Raw genomic sequence first — 26,257 nt, forward strand, 5'->3', positions numbered from 1 at the left:
CGCCCCGACCCGGGAGCCCACCCATGACCTCGCCCATCTCCCCGCGCCTGGTCAAGGGCGGCATCATCACGCTCGATCCCGATACCAGCGTCGTGCTCGGCGTCATCGCGCTGCAGTACAACCCGGACTCGCTCTCGAGGACGCTGCAGGTGCAGGCGACGCCGGGATCGGCCGACGGCAACCGGGTGGATGCGCTGCGCCTGCGCGGCCCGGCCATCGAGACGATCAAGCTCGAGGCCGACTTCGACGCGACCGACCAGCTCGAGTTCCCGCAGCGGTTCCCGGACGCGGTCGAATACGGCCTGCACCCGGCGCTGGCGCAGCTCGAGATGCTGGTGAACCCGAGCGTCGAGAGCCTGCTCGCCGACGATGCGCTCGCCAATGCCGGCACGCTGGAGATCCTGCCGCTGGAACAGCCCGTCACGCTGTTCGTCTGGAGCGCGACGCGCGTGGTGCCGGTGCGCCTGACGGACTTCTCGATCACCGAGCAGGCGTTCGATCCGCAGCTGAACCCGATCCGGGCCAAGGTGAGTCTCGGCATGCGCGTGCTGACGATCGACGACCTCGGCTTCTCGCATCCCGGCGGGCGTCTCTTCATGGCCTACCTCACGAAGAAGCAGACGCTGGCCGCCAGGGCCGTTTCACCGGCGCTCACCGTGCTCGGTCTTGGAGGCCTGCCATGAACTACCCGCTGTTGGCGATGATGCAGCTTGGCGTCGTGCCGCCGGTCACCTTTCCGATGGACAGCCGCTACTACGGGTCCGCCGTCCTGCAGTACACGGCGCCGGACGGCCACGCGGTCGCGTACCTGCAGCGTCGCCTGGTGCCGCAACCGGGGGCGCCGAACTACGCCGTCGTCAACCGGCACACGGTGGTCGAGGGCGACCGCCCCGACCTGATCGCGGCGCGCTACCTGGGCGATCCGCTGATGGCGTGGCTGGTGTGCGACGCCAACGGCGTCATGCAACCGTCCGAACTCACGACGCCGCTCGGCAAGGTGGTCGTCATCACGACACCGCAGGGCGTGCCGGGAGGAACCGGTGATTAAGAGCGTCCAGCTCTCGCTGCTGATCGGCCCGATCGTCCCGGCCACGGCGCCGCGGCCCGTGATGGACGCGCTCGCCCGGGTCGAGGTGAAGACCGACGACACCGGCCCGAGCGGCTTCCAGATCGAATTCAGCATCGACAAGCAGTCGCCGCTGCAGATCCTGTTCCTGCTGACCGGCGGACAGCCGCTGCTGTTCATGCGCTGCATCCTGGTCGCCACCGTCAACGGCGTCGCGAGCGTGCTGATCGACGGCGTGATCACCAACAACCACATCGCGCCGGGCGACAAGGGATCGAACTCGACGCTGACCATCACCGGGCGCGACCTCACCGCGTTGATGGATCAGTCGAATCTGAGCGGCTTTCCGTTCCCTGCGTGTCCGCGGGAGGCGCGCGTGGCGTTGCTGCTGGCCAAGTACGCGTTCTTCGGCATCGTGCCGGTGATCATCCCGAGCGTCATGGTCGACGTGTCGCTGCCCATCGACGAGACCCCGGGGCAGCAAGGGACGGACTTCGCCTACCTGCGCAGCATGGCCGACGAGGTCGGCTACGTCTTCTACCTCCAGGCCGGCCCGGCGGTGGGCGCCAGCACGGCCTACTGGGGCCCGCAGATCAAGGTTGGCCCCGTGCAGCCGGCGCTGAACCTGGATATGGACGCCTACACGAACGTCGAGAACCTGCACTTCGCGTACGACCAGGAGCGCTTCAAGATCCCGCTGCTCTATGTCTACAACCAGGACACCGGCGCTTCGATACCGATCCCGATCCCGTCGGTGACGCCGCTGAACCCGCCCCTGGGCGCGATCATGCCGCTGCCGACCAACCTGGTGCCGCCCGACCTGAAGCCGTTCCGCGAGGACGCTGCCAAGCTGCCGGTGTCGCGAGCCATCATGCTGGGGCTGGCGGCGGCGGCGCAGAGCGCGGAAGTCGTCACCTGCGAGGGCAGCCTCGATGTCTCGCGCTACGGCCGCGTTCTCGGCGCGCGCCAGCTCGTCGGAGTGCGCGGCGCAGGGCCTGCCTTCGACGGGCTGTACTACGTCAAGAGCGTCACGCACAAGATCAAGCGCGGCGAATACAAGCAGAGCTTCACGCTGACGCGCAACGGCTTGACTTCGACGGTGCCGACGGTGGCCGCATGAGCACGAACGCCCTCGATCCGTCCGCGGGGCAGCAGCGCTACTACGGCAAGTTCCGCGGCCTGGTGACGGACAACGTCGATCCGAAGCAGATGGGCCGCATCATCGCGCAGGTGAGCGCGGTGCTCGGAGAATCGGTGAGCAGCTGGTGCATGCCCTGCGTGCCGGCGGCGGGCATGCAGGCGGGCTGCCTGATCGTGCCGCCCATCGGCTCGCAGGTCTGGATCGAGTTCGAGCAGGGCGACACGAACAGCCCCATCTGGAGCGGCGGTTTCTGGGGCGACGGCAGCGACGTGCCGACGCTCGGCACCGCGCCGCCGGCGATCCCGCCGGGCCAGAACATCGTGTTGCAGACTACCGGGCAGAGCGTGCTGGTCGTCTCGGACGCTGCGCCCACGCCCACGGGCGGTGGCATCCTGCTTCGCGCGGGCGGGGCCAGCATCGTGGTCAATGCGACGGGCATCTACATCGACAACGGGCACGGCGCATCGATCACGCTGGTGGGCAACACCGTCGCGGTCAACGAAACGGCGCTCACCGTGGTCGGTGGCGGCTGAGGCGATGCGATGAAATCCGGCGCGATACCCCTTGCCGTGGACGGGAGCCGCTGATGCCCGGTCCCATTCTTCATCTCGGCGCGGTCGTCACGTGCGCGCACGGCGGCAAAGCCGTGCCGACCGAGGTGAGCTCGTGCGTCTTCGTCTCGGGCATGGCGGTCGCGACGATTGCCGCGCCCTACTCGATCGCGGGCTGCGCTTTCGCTCCGCCGCCGGGCAACGGGCCGTGCGTGATGGGCCAGTGGCTGGTCGGCGCGACGTCGGTCTTCTCGCAGGGCCAGCCCGTGGCGATCCAGTCCGGCAAGTCGACCTGCACGCCGACCGGCACGCCATTGCTGCCGATGTCGGCGCAGACGCTGGTGCAGGCGACCTGAGGAAAGGACGAGACATGAACATCCATTTCCCCACCCTGTTCGATGCGAGCGGACGCACGCTGTCGGCGGGCGACGACTATCTGTACGAGCTTGTCGAGCAGGTGCTGTTCACCTCGCCTGGCGAGCGTGTCAACCTGCCCGACTTCGGCAGCGGCCTGCTGCAGCTGCCCTTCGTCCCGAACAGCCCCGAACTCGCCGCCGCGACGCAGCTGACGGTGCAAGGCGCGCTGCAGAAATGGCTGTCCGGCTACCTCAAGGTGATCGCGGTCGAGACGACTTCGGTGGAGGCGACGCTGAAGGTCACGGTCACCTACGCGCCTTTGGACACGGGCATCCCGCAGGTCAAGACGTTCCAGCACGGAGGCAATTCGTGAGAGCGCCCTCGACTCTTCCCGAAGGGGATCGCGCGGCGGCGAACGGCGGAGCGGTCGCGTCATGAACGGCTGTACCGTCCACGCCTGCTGCGACGAGCAGCGCCGCGCGGCGGTGCTCGGCAACCCGACGCTCAACGGCATCGACTTCCTGGAGGTGCTGGACCACGACGCGCCCCTTGGCAGCCCGCGTCAGCGGACGCTGCTGGTGCATTGCCTGAAGCCCGTGCCCGCGACGCTCGCGTCGAGCAACGTGCTTGTCACCGGCGGCGAGAGCATCACGTCGATCGCCGTGACCTGGGTCGCGCCGGCTGCGCCCTCCCCGCCGCTGGCGACCGCGGCGGAGAAAGCCTACCTTGCGGGCATCGCGAACCCCGCACGCGTCCTGGTCGTGCGCACCGATGCCTACGGCGACTTCGCTCCTTACGTTCTACGGCTCGTCAACGACGCGACTGTCGCCGCCACCGCCGACTTCGACGTGACCGAGCCGCTCGACGGCTTCGACCCGCAACTCGCCTGCGTGGCGTTCTCGTTCAAGGTGGAATGTGGGCCGGACTTCGATTGCAAGCCCGTGGCCACCGACTGTCCTCCCGGGCTGCCGCCGCCACCGCCGATCAACTACCTCGCGAAGGACTACGGCTCGCTTCGCACGATCGTCCTCGACCGGTTGAGCCAGCTCGTGCCGACCTGGGAAGGCGCCAGCGAGGCGGATGTCGGCGTCATGCTGGCCGAATTGCTCGCCTACGCCGGCGACGAGCTCAGCTACCGGCAGGACGCCGTCGCGACCGAGGCCTACCTCGGCACGGCGCGCAGCCGCGTCTCGCTGCGACGCCACGCGAAGCTGGTCGACTACACGATCCACGACGGCTGCAACGCCCGCGCGTGGGTCGCGTTGAACGTCAACGCGTCGTTCGTGCTGCAGCGCGGGGCCGCGCGCTTCCACACCAGCTCGCCGAGCGGCCCGACGGTGTCGCTGGCATTCGGCGCGGGCAACGAGCACGCGGCCTTGCTGGCCGGCATCGTCGCGTTCGAGCCGATGCAGGACGCCGCGCTCTGGCTCGAGCACAACCAGTTGCGCTTCCACACCTGGGGCAATCACAATTGCTGCCTGCCGCGCGGCGCGACCGAGGCGACGCTGCTCGGCACGCTGGCGCACCTGCAACCCGGCGAGGTGCTCGTGTTCCAGGAGGTGCTCGGGCCGCAGACCGGCTTCGCCGCCGATGCCGACCTGCGCCATCGCTGCGTCGTGCGCCTGACGCGTGTCGCAACGCTGGACGCGTCCGGCCAGACGCTCGTCGACCCGCTGTTCGAGGCGGGGACGGGGCAGCCGATCACCGCCGCGGGACAGAAGCCGACGCCCGTCACCGAGATCGCCTGGAACGACGAGGACGCCTTGCCGTTCGCGCTGTGCCTGTCCTCGTCGTTTCTCGACGCCAACGGCACGGTGCAATCGCTCGTCGACGTCAGCGTCGCGTTCGGCAACGTCGTGCTCGCCGACCAGGGACTGTCGATGCCGGCCAGCCAGCTGGAGCCGGCCATCCCATCGCCGACGCTCGTGCGCGCGCCGGTGCAGGTCGATCGGTGCAACCCGACGGCGCCTGCGCGGTTTCCCGTTCGCTACCGGCCGACGCTGCCGGAAGCCCCGGTGACACAGGCGCAGCCCCTGCCGTTGATCGGCGCGCCGGTCACGCCGAGCCCGGTCGCGCTGTCGGCGACCGGCAGCGTCGCGCTCGTGGACGGCCAGGGCAACGCGGGCCTGCTGGTGAAGGCGAAGGCGCCGGTCGCCTGGCCTCCCCTGTTCGGCATCCTTGCCGCGGCGAACGCGGACGTCCCGACGAATCTCGACCTGTCTGTCGTCTTCGATCCGCCGGGCGGCCCGGCCGGCGTCGCGGGCCCCGTGGTCCTCGAAGTCTTGCCGGACCTGACGTTGGCGGCGAACCAGCCGGACTCGGCGCCGCTCGCGATCGACGCGCAGTCGCGCTTCGTGCGCGTGTCGCCCACGTCGCTGCTTCCGGCGGCCAACCCGGCCAACTTCCCGGCCGCGCCCACCATGCTTCCGGTCGCGGGAGCCTTCAGCCTGGTCGATGGCGGGAACGTGCCCTACCTCGATCTGCAGGTGCAACCCGCGCTCGGCTGGCCGGCGCGATTCCAGGTGCTCGTCGAAGGTCATCTCGACGCCCCCGACACCTTCGACCTGTTGGTGCTCTACAACCCCGGATCCGGCGGGGTCGGCGTAGCGTTGCCGCGCGTCGTCGAGCGCTTCGCGGGCCTGACGCTGGCCACGATCGCCGCGGCGGGCGGCGTGCCGTCCGCGTTGATCGAGGTGCGGTCCTTCGAAGGCCAGCCGCCGCTGGCACAGTCCGCGATGGCCTTGACGCGCACCGATGCCCGTGCGGCGCTGCCCGAAATCACGCTGTCGACCGCGGCCGCCGGTCCCACCTGGACACCCGTGTCCGACCTGCTGGAATCGGGTCCCGACGACGCCGGGTTCGTCGTCGAGGTCGAGTCCGACGGCACTGCGAAGCTGCGCTTCGGGGACGGCGTCAACGGACGCGCGCCCGACGCCGGGACGCAGTTCAACGCGCTTTGTCGCGTCGGTAACGGCAGTGGTGGCAACGTGGGCGCGGACAGCCTAGTGAACGTGGTCGCGGATCCGCGCATCGTGTCCGCGACGAATCCGCTGGCGGCCGTGGGCGGTGTCGACGCGGAGACGGCGGACCAGATCCGGCGCCGCGCGCCGCAGGCCTTCCTGACCCAGGAACGCGCCGTCAGCATGGCCGACTACGCGCAGGTCGCCGAGTCCGTCGCTGGCATCGTGGACGCCGAGGCGACGCTGCGCTGGACCGGCAGCTGGTATACGGCCTTCGTCGTGGCCGAGCCCGCCAGCGGCGGCGCGCTCGCCACGGCGACGCGCAGGGCGCTCGCCCGCCGCATCGACCGCGCGCGGCTTGCCGGCGAGGACTTCGAGCTCGAGGGACCGGACTACGTGCCGCTCGAGATCGAGCTGACCGTCTGCGTCGCCCCCGACGCGTTCCAGGCCCAGGTGCGGACCGCGCTCGCCGCCGCCCTCGGCAGCGGGCGGATGCCGGACGGCACGCCCGGCTACTTCGCGCCGGGACGCTTCCGGCTCGGGCAGACGGTGTACCTCAGTCCGCTGTATGCCGTCGCGCGCGGCGTGGCGGGGGTCGCGAGCGTGCGCGCGACGGTGTTCCAGCCGCAGGGCGTCGCGACGTTGGTCCCGCTGCGGCGCGGCGAGATCCCGCTGCGCCCGTCCCAGATCGCCCGCATGGACAACGACCGGAGCCTGCCGAATCACGGTCGGCTGCGGCTGGTCATGGTCGGCGGAAAGTGAGGCCTCGATGAGCTGCACCGGCACCCCCGACTGCGCCTGCGGCTGCTGCGCGGGCGTGAGCGTCCAGACGCCGCGCGGGGAAGACAATCCGCCCGGGCTGTCAGCGATCGCGTACCGCACCGGCACGTGGGCGACCTTCCGCGAGACGATGCTTGCCCGCCTGTCGTCGGCCGACTATCCGGCGTTGGCGCGCCTCAAGACGCGTTCGACCGACGACTTCAGCATCGCGCTGCTCGACGCGGGCGCGGTCGTGCTGGACATCCTCACGTTCTACCAGGAGCGCCTCGCCAACGAGAGCTACCTGCGCACCGCGACCCAGCGCGACTCGCTGGCTTACCTGGGCCGGTTGATCGGCTACCAGCCTGCGCCGGGCGTGTCGGCGTCGACCTGGCTCGCGTTCACCGTCCGGGCCGCCATCGGCCTGCCGACCGATCCGAGCACCACGGCGATCACGATCCCGGCCGGCAGTCGCGCGCAGAGCGTGCCGGCGCAAGGAGCAACGCCGCAGACCTTCGAGACCTCGCGCGACATCCTGGCCAAGCCGGACTGGAACGCGCTCCCGGTGCGCGCGGGCGTCGCGTGGCTTCCCTCCACTGGACAGACGCAGGCCTGGCTCGCCGGCACCGCGACGCAACTGCACCCGGGCGACGCCATCCTGGTGGTGGGCGACGAGCACCTGCAGGTGTCGACGAGCACGCACTGGGACCTGCGCATTGTGACCGCGGTGACGACGGATACCGTGAACCAGCGCACTCTGGTCACCTGGGCGGGGGGCCTCGGCGGCGGGACCAGCGCACCGGCACACCGTCATTCGATGTTCCTCGCGCTGCGCCAGCGCGCGTCGCTGTTCGGCTACAACGCACTCGACCCGCGGATGCTGGCCCCGCTCACGCTGGGCGCGCTGCAGACAAGCCAGGTCGTGAGCTCCGGCGACTTGCCCGAGTGGAACTTCGGGCGCGACAACGCCACCGGCGACGACCTGTGGGCGCTGAACCTGCTCGACCTCGACGCAGCGTATTCGAAGATCGTGCCTGACAGCTGGCTGGTCGTCGCGACGCCCGACGGCAACGTCACGCGGTCGCCGGCGGGCGCGCTCACGCTGTACCAGGCGAAAGCGGTGAGCAACGTCTCGCGCTCGGACTACGCTGGCTCGGCCAAGATCAGCCGCATCACGGTGGACCTCGGGCAGGACCTGCAGGCGGCCTACCAGGCGACGCGACGCGTCACCGTCTACGCGCAGAGCGAAGAGCTCGCGACGACGGACAAGCCGCTTGCCTGTCCGCTGTACGGCGCGTTCGTCGACCTCGACGTGATCCGCGACGATCTCGCGGGCGTCGTCGCCATCGCCGTCCAGGGCAAGAGCCAGAAGCTGACAGCCAACCACCTGGCGAACGGCCTGCGCTTCGTGCCCGACGACGGCTCTGATCCCGTGCTCGTGGCGATGGGCGACATGTTCGCCGTCGCGCGACCGCCGGCCTTCTTCACGGCGGGCGGCGAGATCCCCGACTGGACCGGCGCGACGGCGTCGTTCACGCTCGCCGTCATCGACGCCAATGGCCGCAGCGGTACGCTGGCCGCCAGGCTGGTGCAGTTCGACCTGACGCCGAGCGACAAGAACGATCCGGTCGTCCAGGAATTCGCCGAAATCGCGCAGGTGCTAGTCGCGGCGACCGGCGGACCCCATACCCGGCTCGTTCTCAAGAATCCGCTGGTGTCCTGCTACGAGCGCGCCGTCACGACGATCAACGCGAATGTGGGCCCGGCCACCGCCGGCAGCTCGGTGACCGAGCTCCTGGGCAGCGGGTCGGCGGTGACGCCGAACCAGGTCTTCGTCCTGAAGCAGGCACCGCTCACCTACGTCGGCGCCGCCACGCCGACGGGGCGGCAATCGAGCCTGGCGGTTCGCGTCGGTGGCGTGACCTGGGACGCCGTCGCCTCGCTCTATGGAGCGGCGCCCACGGCCAGCGTTTACACGAGCACCGACCTTGGCGGCGGCGCGACACGCGTGACCTTTGGCGACGGCGTCGAGGGCGCGACGTTGCCGACGGGCCAGAACAACATAAGTGCGACCTATCGCGTCGGACTGGGTGCGGCTAGCAACGTGGGCGTCGGCGCCATCACGACGCTCGTCGACCGGCCCGTCGGGGTCTCCGACGTCACCAACCCGATGGCGGCGACCGGCGGCCAGGACGCGCAGAGCGTGGAGGACATCCGCGCGAACGCGCCGCTGTCCGTCATGACCTTGGGGCGCGCCGTCTCGCTCGAGGATTTCGAACGCTTCGCGGCGGCCTTCGCCGGCATCTCGAAGGCGCAGGCCGACTGGATTCCGGCCGGACCGTACCGCGGCGTCCTGCTCACGCTGGCGGGCGCTTGCGGCGCGGCGATGCCTCTCGGCGATCCGACGCGCGCGCGGCTCGTGGCGGCGCTGGCGGCTGCAAGCAGCGGCAACGTCGTGGTCTGGCCGCAATCCTTCCTGGAGACCTGGTTCCGCGTCGGCGCACAGGTTTGCTACGACTCGCGCTACGACGCCGCCGTCGTCGAGGCCGCCGTCCGCGCGCTGTTGCAGCGCACCTACTGCTTTGCCGCACGGGGCTTCGGCCAAGGCGTGTCGCGCGACGAGATCGCAGCGTTGATCCAGGGTGTCGCTGGCGTGGTCGCCGTCGATGTCACGCAGCTCGACGTCGTGGCGACGAGCACCGCGGGCGACCTCGGCAGCGCGGCCTGGTCGGTTTCCGCGTTCAACGCGTGGATGTCCGGGGCCCTGGCGACGGCGCTGCCGCGGCCCTGCAGCGACGGGATGCAGTCGATCTGTCCGTATCGCCCGCGCGTCACTCCGGGCACGTTGCCGCTGCCGGCAGAGATCCTCGTGCTCGCCCCTGATCCAAAGAAGCTTGTGCTCGGAGTTCTGACATGACCTCGTCCCTCTACGACCTGCTTCCCGCCGTTCACCGGATGCGCGATGCGCGCATCGCCCTGTCGGCCGATCTGTTGACGGCCGCAGAGAAGGCGACCCTCGGCGCGCTTCAGTTGCTCAATCCCGCGCCGGGCACACCCCAGCAGTTCCAACTCGACGGCTTGCTCGCCAAGGCCGCGCGCGGGCCGCTCAAGTCGTTGCTGATGGTCATCGACGAGCAGCTCGCCGCGATGGCCGAGGACCTCGACCAGCTGTACGACGACCAGTTCATCGAGACCTGTGCCGAATGGGTCATCCCCTACATCGGCGACCTCGTGGGCTACATCCCGATCCACGGCATCGCGGCCGCGGTCGACAACACGCGTGCCGCGGTGGCCAGCACCATCGCGCTGCGGCGGCGCAAGGGCACGCTGCGCGTGATCGAGGAACTGGCGCACGACCTCACGGGCTGGGGCTCCCACGCGCGTGAGATGTTCGAGCTGCTGGGTGCCACCCAGTACGTCAGGCACCTGCGCCGGCATTGCCGCTACGCACCCGACGTGCGCGACTGGCGCACATGCCTGTACGTCGACACCGGCTTCGACCGCTGCATGCATCGGGTCGACGTGCGCTCCGTCGCCCGGGGCCGCGCGCGGTTCAACGTGCCTAACATCGCCATCTTCCTGTGGACGCAGGCGGCCTATCGCGTCACCGCCGCTCCGGCCGCGGCCTCGGCCAAGAACCTGGCGGGCGCGCCGCGTTGCTTCCGGTTCTCCTCGCTCGGCATCGACACGCCGCTGTTCCACCGCGCGCGCGCATTGCCGCCAGGCGGCCTCGATCCGGTGCAAGCCGCCAACGTCGCCGACCGGCTGCGCAGGCGCGTGCTCTGCGAGGATCTCAAGGCGGGCGTAGGCGCCGGCTACTACCGTCCGACGGGCAGCCTGTCGGTGTGGCTCGACGGCCGGTTGGTCGACCCCTTCGAGATCCGCGTCGCCAACCTCTCGGGGCCGGACGGCGCCTGGAGCAACCTGCCCGGCCCCGCCAGCGCGGCCCAGCCCTACGCGCTGGTGATCGACCCCGAGCTCGGGCGTCTCGCCTTGCCCGACCCGGGCGCGGCGCCCGTGCCGGTGGTCACGGCGACGTGGCACTATGGATTCGCGGCGGACCTGGGCGGTGGCGAATACGAGCGCGCGTCCAGCTTCATCCAGACCGACCCCGTGTGGGTGCTGCCGTACCCGGACACGGCGCAGCCCGCCCGCTACGCCACGCTCGCCCAAGCGCTCGCGTTCGCCGTCGTGCAACTCGCACTGAACGGTACGGTGGCGCTCGAGATCACCGGCAGCGCGACGCTAGCCTCGCCCGCGCTGGCCGTCGACCTGCCTGCCGGCACGACACTCGAACTGCGTGCCGCCGACGGGGCGCGGCCGACCCTGTTGCTCGCGGGCCAGATCGACGTCTCGGGAGACGTGTCGAGTACCTTGGCGATCAACGGGCTGCTGATCGCCGCCGACACGGGCATGGCGCCTGGCGCGCCGGCGCCCGCCGCGATGTTGCACGTTCCGGCGCTTCGGCCCGGCGGCGGCGTCAACGCGCTGGCGCGATTGCAGCTGACGCACACGACGCTCGTGCCGGGCTGGGCCGTCGATACCACCCCCAGCAGTTGCGCCCAGCCGCGCTTTCCCGGAGCGCCGGCGCTCCTCGTCGAAGCGCCCGGATGCCAGGTGGAGGGCCATGGCGCGATCCTCGGCGCGATCCTGGCGGTGCCGCTGGCGGATGTGACGCTCGTCGACTGCATCGTCGACGCCTGCGACCGCAGCGGCGTGGCTCACGCGGCCCCCGACGGCCAGTCCGCGGGTGCGAGCCTGGCGATGAACGGCTGCACCGTCGTTGGCAAGGTGCATGCGTCGGCGCTTTGCCTGGTCAGCGACAGCATCTTCTGGTCGGCGCTGGCATCCATCGACAGCTGGTCCAGCGGTCTCGTCGCCGACCGGAAGCAGGAAGGCTGCGTGCGCTTCAGCTTCGTGCCGGTCGGCGCGCGCCTGCCGCGGCACTACGAATGCGTCCAGCAGGTGCTCGCCGGACCCGAGCCGCTGTTCGCGAGCCGCCGCTACGGCACCCCGGACTACCTGAAGCTGCTCGTCTCGACCGACGACGTCATCCGGCGCGGGGCGTCGGATGGCGGCGAGATGGGCGCCTTCCACGCGTTGCTCGCGCCGCTGAGGGAAAGCGACCTCGCGATCCGGATGCGCGAGTACCTGCCCGTCGGCCTGCAATCCGGCGCGATCGTCGAGAACTGACACGCCCAGCGTGCGAAAGAGGAGCCTGCCGTGACCTTCGATCTCAGTCGCAATACCTTCGATCCCTGGAAGGACTACCAGGGCGTCGTCGTCGAGCAGGGCCGGGTGCAGACCGACGCGGACTGGAACGAATGGCTGGCGAGTTCGCTGCGCCGGGTCCAGGCCGGGACGCTGGACATCCTGGGCGGCACGGTCGTGCCGCAGACCACGCCGGCCGCGTTCCAGGTCACCGCGATCGTCGCCGGAGGCGTCAACAGCCTCACGATCGGTTGCGGACGCATGTACGTGGACGGGCTCCTTGTCGAGAACCACGGTCTGCGCAAGAACGCTGTCTGGGATCCGGCGCTGGCCGAACTCTCCGGCTCGCCGCAGCCTGCGCCCCAGGTGGCCGCGACGATCGACTACAAGGACCAGCTGTACGCGGACGTATCGCTGCTGTCCGGCAACGGACCGCTGCTCGCCTACCTCGACGTCTGGACGCGCCCGGTCAATTTCCTGCAGGACGCGGATCTCGTCGACCCGGCGATCGCCGTCGATACCGCGGGCCGGTTGCAGACAGTCTGGCAGGTGCGGCTGATGGACGCGTCCGGTGCGAACGGCGGCTCGGCGATCGTCTGCGGCACGTCCGACGCGAAGGTGTTCCCGAAGCCGAGCGCCGGCCGGCTCACGACGGGAACGGTGCCGAACGCCGCATCCGGCCCCTGCTGCCTCGGCGATTCGAACGGCTATTCGGGCGTCGAGAACCAGCTCTATCGCGTCGAGATCTGGGGCGCGGGCGTCGGCAATGCCGTTGCGACGCCGGCGGGCGCGACCTTCAAGTGGTCGCGCGAGAACGGATCGGTGCAGACCGCGGTCACCGCGATCACCCAGGGCTCGAGCACGCTCGGTACGCCGACTGCCGTGCTGACCGTCACCAGCGTCGGTCGCGACCAGGTGCTCGGCTTCCTGCCGGGCAACTGGATCGAGCTGACCAACGAGGCGCTCCAGCGCAATGGCTTGCCCGGTGAAATGTGCCAGATCGACCAGGTCGACGCGTCGAGCCGCACGATCACGCTGACTCTCCCGACGGCGGCGCCATTCGCCGCCGGGACGCCGTTGGTGCCGCAGGACTGCACGCGCATCATCCGTTGGGATCAATCAGGCAAGGTCTACCTGTCCGACCTCGCGACCGTCTGGTGGGATCTCGACGCGCCGACGAGCCGAGGGGTGATTCCGGTGCCGGCGCCGGGCACGACGCTGGTGCTCGAGTCGGGCGTCACGGTGGCGTTCGACCTCGATACGTCGGCAACCGCGAGCGGCCAGTTCGGCTCGGGCGACTTCTGGTCCTTCGCGGCGCGCACGGCGACGGGGCAGGTCGATACGCTGGCCAAGGCGCCGCCACTCGGGCCGCATCACCATTACGCCAAGCTCGGCATCGTCAGCTTCAATCCCCCGAGCAATCCCGACTGCCGGACGCCCTGGCCGCACGCTGGCAGCGGCGGGTGCGGTTGCTGCGCCGTGACGGTGGGCGACGGCACGAACAGCGTCGGCGAGTACACGTCGATCAACGCCGCGCTCAAGACGCTGCAGGCTTCGGGCGGGGAGGTGCGCATCCTCGCCGGGCAGTACTTCGAGGACGTCGTGGTGAAGGGCATGCACGACATCGTCATCACCGGCTGTGGCCATCAGACGCGCCTCGCATCGGCCGCCGCCAAGACGGGTGCCGTCGCGGCGGCCGGCGCGGGCCTGTCCCAGCTCGCGGCGGTGCTCACCGTGATCGATTCGCAGCACATCGAACTGCGCGACTTCTGCGTGCTGGCTGCGCGCGACGAGGTGGGCGTGCTGCTTGACACTGCTGCGCCGCCGGCTGCGCCGACGGTCTCGGTGAAGGCGCCAGTCGCCGCCTCGCTCGCCGAGTCTCGCGCTCGCGGCAACATCGACGTCGCCGTGCTCGACCTCGACATGGTCGCCTCCACGCTGCCGGCTGTCGCGGTGTTCCAGGTGGAAGTTCTGCGTATCGAGCAATGCCGCGTGGCGATGGCGGACATCCGGAGCCAGTGGCCCGCCGTCTACGTGGCGGGCCGCGAGATGGGCGTCGAGCGCAACTGGGTGGGCATCGTCGGCACGCCCGGGGCGATCCGATGGATGCCGGACTTTCTCGTCGGAGATCAGTCCGCCGCGGTGAAACTCGCCCGGGCCGAGGCCGCAACCGACACACACGCCGCGCCGGCCGCCGCGGCCCGTAGCCTCCCGGGCGCGGATGTCGCCATGACCCAGGGCGGCATCCAGGTCGCCGGCGGTTCGGTCGGCGTGCTCGTCGCCGACAACCTGGTGGAGGACGGTCGAGGCAACGCGATCACGCTGGGCAGTGCGCGCCTCATCGACGTGAAGGGCAATGGTCCGCGTCGGCCGCCGGGTATCGTCGTCACGACGATCGATCCGTGCGACGACCACGTCACGCTGGAGTGGCCGCCGAGCGTCGGGTCGGACCGTGACCGCTTCTCGGTCGTCGCAGGGCCTCCGCTGCGCGACATCCGCATCATGCGCAATCGGCTGCGTGGGGTGGGCCTGTGCGGCATCGGGCCGGCGGGGTTCGGCGCCAGCGAGGTCGTCACGGTTGAGCGTCTGTCCATCGTCGGCAACTTCATCACGTCGACGATGCGCGCGACACCTCGTCCGACCACCAAGATCGTGACCGACATCGGTTACGGTGCGATCGCGCTGCCCGATGTCCAGGGCGTGCACATCCTCGACAACGTCATCACCGATTTCGGGCCGACGCCCGGCGCCGCGCTGGTGTGCGGGATCTACGTGCTGCACGCCGAGCAGGCGATCATCGGCCGCAACCAGATGCAGGAGACACGCGACTGGAACCACGCCTATGTGCAGGACGCGAGTACCGGCAACCCGTTGCGGGGAGGGATCGTCATCAATATCGCGACGCCATCCAGCTTCGCGGCGGATCCGTCAAAGGGGGCATTCAACCCGACGACATTCTCTGGCGCGAACAGGGCGCAGCCAGTGCCGGTGTTCAAGCCGACGCTGCCGTCGTTGATGGTGCAGGGCAACCTGGTGCGAACGGCACTCGGGCCAGCCTTCCAGGTGACGGGTTCGGGATCGTTCGAGATCACGGGCAACCACTTCGCCTCGGGCGGCACCGTCGGGACGCCGGACGCGGAACTCGCGCTTACGGTGAGCATTGTGAACCTGGCGTTGTCGCTCGAACAGGCAGAGCTCGAGCAGTTCAGCGGCGTCTGGGAAACGACGGCCGCCGGCGCGTCGAAGCGGGGCGACGGCTCGGACGCGGCCTCGTCGGACGGCAATGTGCTGTTCACCGACAACGTCTGCGAGCTGGAGACGCGTGCGAACGGGCGCAACGGCTTGGTCTCGGTACTCATCTTCACGCTGGACCACGTCACCGTCGCCAACAATCGCTGCTGGGTCGACGGCCTGCCGGGAGGCGTCGACCTGGACCTGTTCGCCTTCGGCGTGACGACGCAAGTGTGCGGCAACCGGCTTCAGGAAGTCCTGGGGACAGGGGCCGTGTCAGGCATGACCTTCGGCCTGTTGAATGTCACGACGAACAACGTCTCCACCGCCTGCCTGCTTGCGAAGGGCCCGGTCCACCTCATACGCGCTCAGAACCTTGACTGGGCAACGGGCAAGTTCTGCGAGGCGCTGCAGGAACAGTACATCAGGCAGGGCTGATCACATACCGTCAACTTCTTTCTTCGAAGGATCTCGCCATGAACGCCACTTCGTCTTCGCGCGCCGCGGGGGCCTTGCCGCGATCAACCGCCGGCGGCAGGTCCGCTGCAAGCGACGATCCCCTGGGATTCGCTTCGTCCGTCGTTGGCGTGGTCGATGCTGCCGCGCTGGACCGCATCGACAGCCTGGTCCGGGTCCAGCAGGCGCGGCTCGCCCATCAGCAGCGCAGTGCTACCGATGCCGTGGCGCGGCTCGGCGCGCAGTCAGCGCCAGCGAGTGCGTCGCAGGCCCTGGTGGCGGCGACGGCGACGGCCGTCGGCCGTTTACAGATGGTGCAGCAGCAGATAGCCACGCCCGCGCCGTCGGTGCCCGCCAACGGCTGGGTGTTGCACGGTCGCGTCTACGACGCCTCGTTCTCGCCGCGGATCCGGCAGACTGTTTACCTTGTCGACGATCAGAACCGCTACGTCGGCGCACATGGCTATGCCTACACAGACCAAAGCGGGTATTTCCTGCTGCGCCAGACGGGCCCGGACGATGGCCAGGACGTGGCGGACGACGCCGGGTCGCCGCGCGTCACTGCGAGCCGGTCAAGACGAAAGGACGCAGCGCCCGCGTCCAGCGATGACTTGTTCGTCGCCGTCGCGGATATGAACGCGCAGCCCGTGCATTTGGCATCCTCGCCGTTCATGCCGTCTCCGGGCAAGGCGAGCTACCGAAGCATCGTGCTGGCGCCCGGCGGCAAGCCGATCGGCGATCCGCCGGACGAGGTGCGGGCCGTCGCCATTCCGCCGATCAAGCCTGGCGGATCGCCCGGCGGCGGATGACTGGGGCGAGTCATACGAGAACCAGTACTAGGGCAAGGCTGATCAAGCCATGCTTTTCGTTGAACAGTGATGCGGGTCTATCAGTGACATGAAATCCGACGACCACGCCGGACTTTGGTCGATTGTGGTGCGCAATTAGAGACAAATCGGTCCGTTCGGACTCTGGCTACGGGCCATTTGCCCGCTCCTGGTTCGCTATGCACGCACTTGTGCCAACAGTGGTTGCCTCGCGAGATAGATGTTGGCCATCGCCAGCGTCACAAATGCCCGGGTCGCGTTCTTCGCCAGTCCGCGATAGCGAACCTTGTCGAAGCCCCACAGCCGTTTGACCACCGCGAAGACGTCAGGCAACGACGGGGACTCTCGGACACTCACGGCGCACGCTTCCATGCCAATCAGGCACTGCTCCATGTTGGCGAAGAACTCGAGGACCTGATTACGCTTGAGCTGCTTCTTGAGCACGGCCTTCCCGCTCTGGTCCACGCCGTGGATTTGCAGCACGTTCTTTGCCAAATCGATACAAACAGTCGCAATCTTCATGACGGATGCTCCTTCAGTGGTTCAGGCGGTTGAGTAACGCTTCAACTTTGGCATATCCAATGCCGCGATAGGTGGGGGCGTCCATTCCATTACTTCACGCCGACGATCAGACGTTGACGGCGGCGATGCTCGATCGATTGCTGCACCACGCGCACATCGTGCAGATCGCGGGCGAGAGCTACCGTCTGAAGGACAAGCGCAAGGCTGGCCAGGCAGCAAGAAGGGCAACGCCGGCGGCAAGACCGGCGCGCGTTGCTCGGCGCCTCATCCATGAGGATTGCTCTTTCTGCGCGGAGAGCAGTAAGGGGCCAGCGAACACACGCAGCCCGGCACTTGCGCCGACGTTATGCGGCGCTACCGCCCGGGCGCCAGAGGTGCGGCAGCAGTTAGTCGATGTCGCGGGCCTTGTGCGTTGGCAGGCGCGTGAGCACGTCCCTCAGGTATGCATAGGGATCAAGGCCGTTGAGCTTGGCCGACTGGATAAGGCTCGTGATCGCGGCCGCACGCTGGCCCGCGACCAGACTGCCGGCGAACAACCAGTTTTTGCGTTCATGCTCATTTATGCATGAGAGGAACAACTGGTTGTTCGCCGGGAGCCTGCGTGCCGGCAAACGTGCCGCTGCGGTCATGAGCCTCGTGCACTCGGCGCGGCTCAACGGGCACGATCCGTATGCCTACCTGAAGGACGTGCTCGAGCGCTTGCCCACGCAGCCCGCAAGCCGCGTCCAGGAGTTGCTGCCACATCGCTGGCAGCCGGCCATCACTTCGAGTTGATCGAGCTGGCCGTCGTCAAGACGTGTTCGCCGGACGCTTACCCAGCGCGGCCTTCACTTCAGCCACTGGTGCAGCCACTGGCCGCAATCGCTGGCGCCGGCCAGCGGCCAACTCACGGTGACGGTCGTCGCGCCGCGGCGCAGCTCGATGCGGATGTCCGGCAAGGGCGCTACGGCCTCAGTTGGGCGCGGTGCTGACAGCGCCGTTGGCAACGGCAACGCAACGAATTCTCCGACCACCTTTGGACTGGTCGCGCTCGCCACGCCGGCCGCACGCCGTAGCCACCGGTGCACGAGATTGGCGTTCAACCCGTGCGCTTGCGCGATGGCCGCGACAGAGGCGCCAGGGGCCTTGCATGCGGTCACGACGGCACTCTTCAATTCCGCGCTGTGGCGACGACGGGGAAGCTTCCTGAAATCCATAGATGTCCATCTAACTTAGATGCACACCATCCTCGCGAACCGATCCCTCGACTTCAACGTGTGTTGGCTGGCCGCTTACGGAGAGCATTCGATCAGAAGCCATCAAGTGCAAACACTGCGGCTCGATGCTTGTGGCCGACGCTTCGCTCGAGCCGACCTTGCTGCTATAGCGTTGTGAATTGAGCAGCGCGCCGTCTTGCAGGACGGGGGCTCAAGACGTCTACGGCTTGGCCGGCGGCTTCGCAGCCGCTGCCGCTTTAGCCTTGGCTGCTTTTGCCGCCGTCTCGGCGTCATAAACGGCCTTAGCCTGCTTGACCACCTCGGCCGCCACTTCAGTACTGCTTGAGATTCCCGGCGCCTGACTGGACACCTCAGCCCCACAATCATTGCGGAACGAGACGACGCCCTTGGCCGGCAATCCTATCGCCTCTAGGTATCTCGCATCTGCAACGCGAACCGTTGACGTAAACCCTTTTACTGGACCTGACTGCGCTTGCGTCTGATCTGTCGTCGACGTTGCCACCGGCGCCTGTGCGCCAACCGGAGGGACTGGCGGAGGATGTTTGTTTGGCGAACCATTCGCCGGCGCAGCGCCCTTGGCTGTCTTTGTCGGCGCCTGCTGATCCTTGGCCATCTGCGCTGCGGCTGGCGTGGTCGCAGTGTCAGAGGTAGATGCAGGCGCGGGTCCGGGAGTGAGGTTCACTACGACGTCCCGGCATGAAGCGTAGTACAGCACAGACTCGTTCGTGTTCAGATGTCCAGCGTCGAATGCGTCAATTGAAATTGCGTCAGGCGCCGCCGGATAGATGGTCAAGGAAATCGTTGAAGCATTTGGTCCAGGGATCTTCTCGCAGGTCCGCACTGAATTCAGATCGTCAGTGCACCCACTCGGACTCTGCGGCGCCAGATAGTCGTCCATCACCATTCGCATCGGAAAGGCTGCTGGCGCCACACCTGGCCCACTGCCCCCAAGCAACGGAAGCACTGTCGTCGCAATCGAGGCGGCACTATCGATCAGTTTGATTCGGTTGTCCTGCATCGACACGTCCGCCGTATCCAATAGTTGCGTGTTCGTCTTGTACTTGAATCCGATGTCCGTCTTGACGCCCCATGTCGAGCTCGACCCGTGAGCCGTGTAGTAAACGTCCAGCGGCGAGTCAATGAGAACTGCCGATGCCGACACCCCACCCGTGTCTTGCGCAATCACCAGCGTCGAATGCGCGAATCTGAACTTCTGCCAACCCTGAGGGTTTAGCGGCTGATTCGAAGTGGTTTGGCCCGCGGCACCAGGCTGCAGCTTGGTGTACTGCACTGTGGGAGCAGCACAACCCCAAAGCGTCGTCAACAAAGCCACCGGGACCATGAAACGGAAGGCGTGCATTCCTATTCTCCTTTTCACTTCTCCTGTCCGCGACTATCCTCGCTTTCCACCGCAGACACAACGATGTCTTGCGACTTGATAGTGAAGGACCATATGTCAGCCCTTGACTCTCTACCCACCGCCTCCCTGGATCTGACCAGTCCAGACCCCACTGCCGATGGCGGGCAACCCTCCCTAATGCTTTCGTCCTTCTCGATCGCAAGCCAGGAACAAAATGAATGGTGCTGGTCCGCCGTAGCTCTCGCCATCACCTCCTTCTACGGCATCGGCACTGGAACGACGCAATGCCAGTTGGCCAGTTCGGTGCTCAATCTGGCTACCTGCTGTGACACCCCAGGGGGCTGCAACAGCACCGCCGAACTACAGACGGCGCTTGCCAAAGCCGGCGTCGCAACTTACGTGTATGCCGCCCCACTGGGCGCACCGGACATCACCAACCAATTGCAGCACCAGCGCCCCATTGGTGTGCGCATCGTCTGGGGCACCACAAACTCCGCCCACTTCATTTCTGTCTTCGGCATCTACGACACAGGCGATCAAGGGATCTGGGTTGATGTCGGCGACCCTGATCCCGCGGTGGGGCTTGGAAGCACATCGCTCGCTGCGCTGACGTCGAACTATCGAAGCGCTGGCGGCTTCTTGTCCCACTACTATCTGACCTGACCGCGAGGCTCGAGATGAAACCCACTCCCGAAGCCGCACATGCTGCGTTGAAAGAGCAGCTTTCTCTTGTCATCCGAACTTCGCACCTGGCTTCAAGCAAACTTGGCAACAAAACTGTTGAGGCCCGCGGCCCCATCCCGCTTTACACGGGCGATGTCGCTCATCCAGGCAACTTCAAAAATCCCAAAAGAGTAGGCTGGCGCTACTTGCTCATGGAAGGCGATAAGCCTCTCGCAACCGCAGACCTCAAGCAAGCGACAAACGGCAAGCTTGTGCTCCTCAGTCTTCATTACGAAACCGCCGCAACCCATCTGCACCGCGCCCTGACTCAGTGCGATAGTACGACCGCCGACTCGAGGGAACTGCGCCTTCTCGTTCTTCCACGGCTTCATGCACATGTCATTTGGCTTTTTGGCAAAGATCAACGCTTCATCGTGTCCCACTCACACGCGATGCAAGCCGATCAGAACCAACCACTGACCAAGCAAGACTTGACCAAATTCGTGGTCCAGCGGCACACGGAAATTTTCGAGCGACGCAGGCTCACAAACTGACGCATAGTCACATCCGCGTGACATTCGTCGCTTGCGGTCGGCAATCCGCTGAACCAGATGCACCCAAAAGGGTGCAGGGGAGTTTGACTGCTCGTATTTCGCGCCAGGCCTCATAGCAATTGAGGATGCACACCGCCAACGTGACCCTTTAGCATCGCGACGACCGGTCAGCCCGCCACTCACGCGGCCGTCGCCGACAACAACGATCAAAGGGGTGTCATGACCGCCTCCCTGTTTGTTTTGGCTTCGCCGAAGCCTGGTCTCGGGTGCCATGCTTTGCTGCCTCGCATGTGCAGCTGCGACACCTGCATCCCCGACTTACAAAATCAAGTGCGCCTATGCGGACCAGTCCCCCACTTTCGCGTCGGTCTACGCCCTTTGGCTCAAACTCTTCAATTCGAGCGTTCCGCCCACCTCTTACGACCCAACCGATTGCTTCCGCGGCAAATCACTGAACATCCTCGAGGGGCCAAGCGACATTATTGTCGTAGTCGATCAGGCTGATTACGACGCCGCGATCGCCGACGCCAAAGGCAAGCCCATGCGGCTTTTCTTGAATGGTTTTGACATGGGCGCACAGGGCGCTTTGCTCAGCCACGATCGAAATCAAACCATGGACAACGTGGCCCTGCGATTTAGCGTAGGTGCACGACATGAGGGCGCACAGGCCTTTTGGTCAGCGGTGTACCAAGATCACGGGCTTTTAGACCTCGCACCACTCCAAGCCGGTGTTGGCTGGCAATCAGAACCAGCGTTTGACGGACCGCTGGACTTCGGAGAGCCCTTGTTCGTTAGCGTCACCGGTTAGATCGCGCTCACCCTTGCGACGCTCTTGATGGCTGCGTGCGTTGCGTTCTTCGCATGGGTCATGCACGCCACCGATTTCTTCAGAAGAGCTCCGATGCTCCCCCTATGGCTTGACACTCGGGTCGTGAGGCGTCTGTGCCCGGCCTGTTAAGGAAGAATTTTGCTACTTTTTCAGCGGTAGTCGGACTTGCATTGTCTGTCCAGCCCAAATTGATGCCGAAAGTTTGACTCTCGTACTGCAGGTATTTTTTTGCATTGTCGTTTTTCAAAGAAAAGTTTCGGTCCGGAAGCCCGTCAAACTTTTCCTTGGGTAGGACCAACGTTGCGGGGGTCGTCGTCATGAATTTCCATTGGCGGAAGCTCTCCGCCACTTCGCTGATGTTAGCCATGGTGTATTCCTTTAATGTCCGTCGTAAAAGAAATGTTCATTGGTGTTTGGCACCAAGAGCAACAGAGGAAGGTTAGGTGGTTTGAAGATCTCCTTTGAGAGTGAATGTGCATTGAGGTTATTACCCACGCGTCGCCCACGCGAGCGCAATGCGATAGCCTCTGTAGATCGCTTGTTCGTTGCGAAAGGAGGCGGCTGTCTGGCGTGAACGGAGTTAATAGGGATTTGGGCGCTTGTCGGCCACATGCCGCACTCAAGCAGCTAATTGGCGGCTTCGTCGCTTCTAGTTCGCAATGCACGAAACCCGAGGTCCTCTCTCAATGCACTTACTCAACTGCGGCGAGGCTGTCTGAGCCTGCCGCCTCGCCAACGGGCTCGGGCGGCCCCACAGCGCGCAATCCGTCCCGGGCTGTGTCAAGTCGTTCCGGTATTCAGGCGCGTAGCGCTCTGCGCTGCGCTGGACGCCTCCCATGTGGCAAGCAGGTGTTGGAATGCTGACGTGGCGGATTGACTGTGGTCTTATATCCGGCCATTTGGTGCAGACAGGCTCGGGCCTGCTGCTGGCCCTGATGGTGATTCGCGAGGTCGGAGCTCATCTCAGCGTCGGGTTCCGCACAGTGCGTATCCGAGGAGCGCCTACCGACCCACGGTCCAACCGCTTTGCCATCATTCCTGAACCTCACTCGGCCACACTCGTTGCGGACTGAGCCGCGTTCATGGGGTGGCCATCGCTTGCGCGGTCTGGCGTTCGGGTGGCACCGAGTGCCACTGGTTGTCATAGCTGCGCCCGTGGGCGACCAGCGCCCAGGCGGTGCGCACCAGCTTGTGCGCCAACGCCACAGCCACGACGTTGGCCGGACGTATAGGGGGCGATTTGTTTTCGGTGTCAAAAGTGACGCATCGGATCGCTAGCAACGACGTGGGGGTGTGCGGGTAAGTCGTTGATTTCGCGAGCATTGCTGTTCACTTCGCTGCGGCGTATCGTGCCCGGCCCCCAAATCGTCAAGGAGCGCGGCCATGCAAGGCTGGCAGACGTCGTACTTGGGCCTGCGCGACATTCCGGGCGAGCTCAGCGAGTTCGAGTTGCAGGCGTTTTTCAGCTTCAGTCGCGCCGAGCACGAGTTGCTTGCGCGACGCCGCAGCGACAGCCTCAAGCTGGGGTAATCGTACTAATCGTGCGGATTGATACGTTTGCGAGAAAGTTCGCTTTCAATATCAACAACTTAGGCAGGCCAGTTTTCGCGCAGAGATGAGGACCGCAAGAGGTTGTCGTGCACAGGGATTCTTGCCCCGACCGTATCAAACTCCATCGAAAGTACGATTACCCCTGCCTGGGACGTCACTTCAGGCAAATCTTTGAATCAGAACCCTTGCCGAGCAAGCTCAACCCAAGGAAAGGGGTTGACGAAATTACTCCCTTAGTGCACTTTCGTCCTTTCGCTGCAAGCCAAGGAAAAAGTATGAGTACACGTATTCAAGTAGCTTTCCAAGGTGGGGGTGCCAAGCTCGTCCTACTTCTCGCTGTCGCAGAAGTTATCCAAGCTGCGCATCGACTTGGTGAGATCCAGGTAACACGAGTTGCAGGGACTTCCGCCGGATCGATTGTCGCCACGCTCATTGCGGCAGATATTGACATCGCTAGCGTGCGTGGATCAATTATTCGCAAAGATGGCAGTCTTACTGAAGTAGGCGCTGAACTGGCGAATTACTATGGCAGGAAGCCGACGACCTATGAACTCTATCAATGCTATAAGGGAACTCCCTTAAGGAGCATGACTCACCTCGCGAATTGGCTAAGGAATCAGTTCCCTGATGTCAATAGGAGTTATTCGATTAACGATGTAGAGAGCATTGATAACATTCAACTTCTGATTCCCGCCACGAACTTGGGAAGTCGCGCGCTAGTCACTGCCCATACAAACACAAACGTTATCGAGCAGATTTTAAACTCTTGTGGATTGCCTTTCTTTTTTCGTGTTTGGAGCAAAGATGGCTCCCCGACTAGTTTAGTCGACGGAGGTATTGCCGAAAACCTTCCCGTTGATCTGTTGGTTGATAAGCAAGAAGAATTGGGGCCTGTGCTAGCCATTGCGTTTAGCCCTCCAAATACAGTTGCTCCGAGTAGCTTAAAAGAGTTTGTACTGGCAATTCTTGATACTGCAATCTCCCGTGCCGAATCAAAGGCTCGCCAGGGTTTGCCTCAAAGCCAAGTCTTTGAAATTTCGTCCCGGTTTGCGACTTTTGAGTTCAAACGCGCTTTGGAAACGGGCCTCGGTGACTACTACGAACTAATGAAGAGAGATGCTGCGGATTGGCTCAGTACATTTCTGCGCTCCAGAAAAAAAGATTTGAAACAACTCGCTGTCAATCCTTGGAGTGAAACGAATGCAACTGCTGAGTTTCTTCTGAATCAATTGGGTTTGGCGTACCAGCGAATTGAAATGATCAGGCCTATCAAATACCATTCCGTGGTGTTTTCGGTTTTTGCCAATTCGTTGAAGAGTCAAGATGACATACGCGTTACTCAGATTGATACGGCCGAACTCATACTGCGATTCTCTACTTGCAATAATGAAGTATCAAGCTTGGCGATAGGAATCATCGACGCGCAAGTTAGCGATCTTTTGGATCCTAATATGCGACGTCATAAGATTAATATTTCCGGGCGACCCATTGATACAATTGCGATTCCCATGAGAACAAAAGATCATTTCTCTAGTAGGGATCTGTGCGTTTTCTTCGACCCTCCTTTGCCTCCCAATACCGGGCCCTACGAGTTGGAATATGTGGAATACGGAAGCAATTTTTTTGAACCCCTAGCCAAAACAGGTGTTGATGAAATCGAATATACGCCGCGCCGTCCAGGTGGAAATATTGACGAAGTTCGACTAATCGCCTATGTTCCGGAGGAGTTCGATATAACCATGACGCCTCGAGGATCTCGTGGTTCTGCGCGACAACTCGAAAGGCACGAATGCCTTGACGAGGCGCGGTTGCCGGGTATGAAAGGCGTCGGATGGGTCGCCAGAGACGTTCCCATCCTTCCTCCCGGCGCCGGGGAATCTTGGGCGGTAGACCTGTTGCACGTCCTAAGCTAAAATTCGCTTAAGGATTTCATATGTACATCAAGCTTCGCGTTTAGGTCCTTCCCTCTCGAGACTTCTTGCTTGCCTTCTTGGGGTGAGAGCGCGAGCGTGGACGCAAACACTTCAGGTCGTCGATGTGTTGGATGCGGTGGGCCTGGATAAGCCGAACATCGGCATCCTCGACGATGCTTTGCTCGCGGAGGTGCGCAACCTGCCCGAGCTGCCGGAAGGTGAGATCAAGAGCCGGTTCGCAAGTAACGTCGTTCAGAAAAAGAAGTTCTCGGACATGCTGGCAAACGTCGTGCAGCGGTATCAAACCGACCCATCGAAGCCGCTCGCGTGATGGAAGAACTAATCCAGATGGCCAAGAAATTCCGCGAGGCGGCGGGCGTGGCAAAGCTTTGGGCCTGAGCGATGTCGGTGAGCCGCTTCTCCATGCTGCGGGTCGGCCAGACCGCGCAGCGGCGGCGGCGCGACCCGGAAGCGGCACGCGCGGCTATGCGCATCCATCTCGTCAACAGCCGCGAGCGGCTGCGATGGCGCATGCGGAGCCGGAGCGGCGGGACGCTGGGACCCGGACCTGATGCTGCGACCATCGCGCTTGTGCCCGATCACCAAGCGCCTGGCCAAATCCGAAATCAACTCTGACAGTACGTGCCCACGTTTCTGTACATGGGTACGTAACATCACACTTGGTCGCGCTCGAAGGAAGGGCGTGGTTTATTGCCCGGTTACGTCCAACCTGGCGCTGTTGAGTGACTTCGGGCATTCGCGCGCCGATTGCCCCGCTTTAGCCGCGATCTGCCGCGTCACATCGGCGCGCTTGATAATTGCAACGTGCCCCGATACTCCGCGCCATGATCGAAGACATTCCGCCCGACGCACTACGATTCATCGAGACATTAGAAGCGGTCGTTGGGGCGATCTCGGTTTCGGTGCAATTTGTGGCGGTTAGCGATGGCGACAGCCTGCAGTTCGCTGGAGAGTCACCCGATGCGGGCCTCGCTGTAGATCTGAAAGACGCGATCGCTCTAACTCCTTGATTTGCAATCGAGAAGTCTTCTCAAGCGCCACAATTTGCACCGAAACCGAGATCGCCCC

General features: G+C 65.1%; 21 protein-coding genes and 7 pseudogenes. 20 read left to right on the forward strand and 8 right to left on the reverse strand.

The window, feature by feature from the left end; genetic code table 11:
• Window positions 1-23 precede the first annotated feature (23 nt).
• From HB681_RS21720 to HB681_RS21770, 11 genes are all read left to right on the forward strand, one after another.
• Window positions 24-683 (forward strand): hypothetical protein, encoded by a 660-nt coding sequence (locus HB681_RS21720; RefSeq protein WP_213956943.1) that lies wholly within the window; start codon window positions 24-26, stop codon window positions 681-683.
• Complete coding sequence (locus HB681_RS21725; protein ID WP_256735038.1) at window positions 680-1,048, forward strand: LysM domain-containing protein; 369 nt, start codon at window positions 680-682, stop codon at window positions 1,046-1,048. Before HB681_RS21720 ends, HB681_RS21725 begins: the two co-directional genes overlap by 4 nt.
• Window positions 1,041-2,186, forward strand: coding sequence for a hypothetical protein (locus HB681_RS21730; RefSeq protein ID WP_213956944.1), 1,146 nt, complete (start codon window positions 1,041-1,043; stop codon window positions 2,184-2,186). The genes HB681_RS21725 and HB681_RS21730 overlap by 8 nt, the downstream gene beginning before the upstream one ends.
• A complete protein-coding gene (locus HB681_RS21735) occupies window positions 2,183-2,740 on the forward strand; it encodes a phage baseplate assembly protein V (RefSeq protein ID WP_213956945.1) in 558 nt (185 codons plus the stop codon). The genes HB681_RS21730 and HB681_RS21735 overlap by 4 nt, the downstream gene beginning before the upstream one ends.
• Window positions 2,741-2,793: 53 nt before the next feature.
• Window positions 2,794-3,114: a hypothetical protein gene (locus tag HB681_RS21740; RefSeq protein WP_213956946.1), complete on the forward strand. Its 321-nt coding sequence runs from the start codon at window positions 2,794-2,796 to the stop codon at window positions 3,112-3,114.
• 14 nt (window positions 3,115-3,128) lie between these two features.
• The gene (locus tag HB681_RS21745) at window positions 3,129-3,488 is read left to right on the forward strand and encodes a GPW/gp25 family protein (protein WP_213956947.1); all 360 of its coding nucleotides are present in this window, start codon (window positions 3,129-3,131) and stop codon (window positions 3,486-3,488) included.
• Window positions 3,489-3,549: 61 nt separating this feature from the next.
• Entirely contained in the window at window positions 3,550-6,837 is a 3,288-nt protein-coding gene (locus tag HB681_RS21750) for a putative baseplate assembly protein (protein ID WP_213956948.1), read from the forward strand.
• 7 nt (window positions 6,838-6,844) lie between these two features.
• Complete coding sequence (locus tag HB681_RS21755) at window positions 6,845-9,751, forward strand: hypothetical protein (protein WP_213956949.1); 2,907 nt, start codon at window positions 6,845-6,847, stop codon at window positions 9,749-9,751.
• Window positions 9,748-12,027: a hypothetical protein gene (locus HB681_RS21760; RefSeq protein WP_213956950.1), complete on the forward strand. Its 2,280-nt coding sequence runs from the start codon at window positions 9,748-9,750 to the stop codon at window positions 12,025-12,027. The genes HB681_RS21755 and HB681_RS21760 overlap by 4 nt, the downstream gene beginning before the upstream one ends.
• A 30-nt stretch (window positions 12,028-12,057) precedes the next feature.
• Window positions 12,058-15,714 carry a DUF6519 domain-containing protein gene (locus HB681_RS21765; RefSeq protein WP_345944719.1) on the forward strand — a complete coding sequence of 1,219 codons (3,657 nt, stop codon included), beginning with the start codon at window positions 12,058-12,060 and terminating at the stop codon, window positions 15,712-15,714.
• Window positions 15,715-15,752: 38 nt separating this feature from the next.
• On the forward strand, window positions 15,753-16,541 hold the full coding sequence (locus HB681_RS21770; RefSeq protein WP_213956952.1) for a hypothetical protein: 789 nt from the start codon (window positions 15,753-15,755) through the stop codon (window positions 16,539-16,541).
• 195 nt (window positions 16,542-16,736) lie between these two features.
• Here HB681_RS21770 and HB681_RS21775 read toward each other — a convergent pair.
• Window positions 16,737-16,871: pseudogene (locus tag HB681_RS21775) on the reverse strand (IS5/IS1182 family transposase); the annotation flags it as partial.
• Between the two features lie 45 nt (window positions 16,872-16,916).
• Window positions 16,917-17,081: pseudogene (locus HB681_RS21780) on the reverse strand (IS110 family transposase); the annotation flags it as partial.
• Window positions 17,082-17,179: 98 nt separating this feature from the next.
• Here HB681_RS21780 and HB681_RS21785 point away from each other — a divergent pair.
• Window positions 17,180-17,290, forward strand: a pseudogene (locus HB681_RS21785) (ATP-binding protein); the annotation flags it as partial.
• Between the two features lie 177 nt (window positions 17,291-17,467).
• Here HB681_RS21785 and HB681_RS21790 read toward each other — a convergent pair.
• Window positions 17,468-17,629 (reverse strand): annotated as a pseudogene (locus HB681_RS21790) (transposase domain-containing protein); the annotation flags it as partial.
• Between the two features lie 22 nt (window positions 17,630-17,651).
• Between HB681_RS21790 and HB681_RS21795 the strand changes: the two are divergent.
• Window positions 17,652-17,855 (forward strand): annotated as a pseudogene (locus tag HB681_RS21795) (transposase domain-containing protein); the annotation flags it as partial.
• 53 nt (window positions 17,856-17,908) lie between these two features.
• Here HB681_RS21795 and HB681_RS21800 read toward each other — a convergent pair.
• Window positions 17,909-18,277, reverse strand: a complete 369-nt coding sequence (locus tag HB681_RS21800) for a helix-turn-helix domain-containing protein (protein WP_213956953.1) — start codon at window positions 18,275-18,277, stop codon at window positions 17,909-17,911.
• A 220-nt stretch (window positions 18,278-18,497) separates the two neighbouring features.
• A complete protein-coding gene (locus tag HB681_RS21805) occupies window positions 18,498-19,658 on the reverse strand; it encodes a hypothetical protein (RefSeq protein ID WP_213956954.1) in 1,161 nt (386 codons plus the stop codon).
• A gap of 93 nt (window positions 19,659-19,751) precedes the next feature.
• On the opposite strand from HB681_RS21805, the gene HB681_RS21810 reads away from it, so the two are divergent.
• Both HB681_RS21810 and HB681_RS21815 read left to right on the forward strand, forming a co-directional pair.
• Complete coding sequence (locus tag HB681_RS21810) at window positions 19,752-20,321, forward strand: papain-like cysteine protease family protein (RefSeq protein ID WP_213956955.1); 570 nt, start codon at window positions 19,752-19,754, stop codon at window positions 20,319-20,321.
• A 14-nt stretch (window positions 20,322-20,335) separates the two neighbouring features.
• Window positions 20,336-20,875, forward strand: a complete 540-nt coding sequence (locus HB681_RS21815) for a hypothetical protein (RefSeq protein ID WP_213956956.1) — start codon at window positions 20,336-20,338, stop codon at window positions 20,873-20,875.
• A gap of 448 nt (window positions 20,876-21,323) precedes the next feature.
• Here HB681_RS21815 and HB681_RS21820 read toward each other — a convergent pair whose 3' ends face one another.
• From HB681_RS21820 to HB681_RS38250, 3 genes are all read right to left on the reverse strand, one after another.
• Window positions 21,324-21,530 (reverse strand): hypothetical protein, encoded by a 207-nt coding sequence (locus HB681_RS21820; RefSeq protein WP_213956957.1) that lies wholly within the window; start codon window positions 21,528-21,530, stop codon window positions 21,324-21,326.
• 232 nt (window positions 21,531-21,762) lie between these two features.
• Complete coding sequence (locus tag HB681_RS21825) at window positions 21,763-22,071, reverse strand: hypothetical protein (protein WP_213956958.1); 309 nt, start codon at window positions 22,069-22,071, stop codon at window positions 21,763-21,765.
• Between the two features lie 713 nt (window positions 22,072-22,784).
• Complete coding sequence (locus HB681_RS38250; RefSeq protein WP_256735048.1) at window positions 22,785-22,916, reverse strand: hypothetical protein; 132 nt, start codon at window positions 22,914-22,916, stop codon at window positions 22,785-22,787.
• 171 nt (window positions 22,917-23,087) lie between these two features.
• On the opposite strand from HB681_RS38250, the gene HB681_RS21830 reads away from it, so the two are divergent.
• The 5 genes and pseudogenes from HB681_RS21830 to HB681_RS21845 all read left to right on the forward strand — a co-directional run bounded on the left by HB681_RS21830 (window position 23,088) and on the right by HB681_RS21845 (window position 26,199).
• Complete coding sequence (locus HB681_RS21830; RefSeq protein ID WP_213956959.1) at window positions 23,088-23,234, forward strand: hypothetical protein; 147 nt, start codon at window positions 23,088-23,090, stop codon at window positions 23,232-23,234.
• Between the two features lie 206 nt (window positions 23,235-23,440).
• Window positions 23,441-25,168: a patatin-like phospholipase family protein gene (locus HB681_RS21835; RefSeq protein WP_213956960.1), complete on the forward strand. Its 1,728-nt coding sequence runs from the start codon at window positions 23,441-23,443 to the stop codon at window positions 25,166-25,168.
• A 100-nt stretch (window positions 25,169-25,268) separates the two neighbouring features.
• Window positions 25,269-25,543: pseudogene (locus tag HB681_RS21840) on the forward strand (type I restriction enzyme endonuclease domain-containing protein); the annotation flags it as partial.
• Window positions 25,544-25,624: 81 nt separating this feature from the next.
• A pseudogene (locus tag HB681_RS38255) lies at window positions 25,625-25,804 on the forward strand (hypothetical protein); the annotation flags it as partial.
• 209 nt (window positions 25,805-26,013) lie between these two features.
• Window positions 26,014-26,199 (forward strand): hypothetical protein, encoded by a 186-nt coding sequence (locus HB681_RS21845; RefSeq protein WP_213956961.1) that lies wholly within the window; start codon window positions 26,014-26,016, stop codon window positions 26,197-26,199.
• Window positions 26,200-26,257 lie beyond the last annotated feature (58 nt).

This window comes from Variovorax sp. dw_954, from assembly GCF_018449755.1.
Classification (GTDB): domain Bacteria; phylum Pseudomonadota; class Gammaproteobacteria; order Burkholderiales; family Burkholderiaceae_C; genus Variovorax.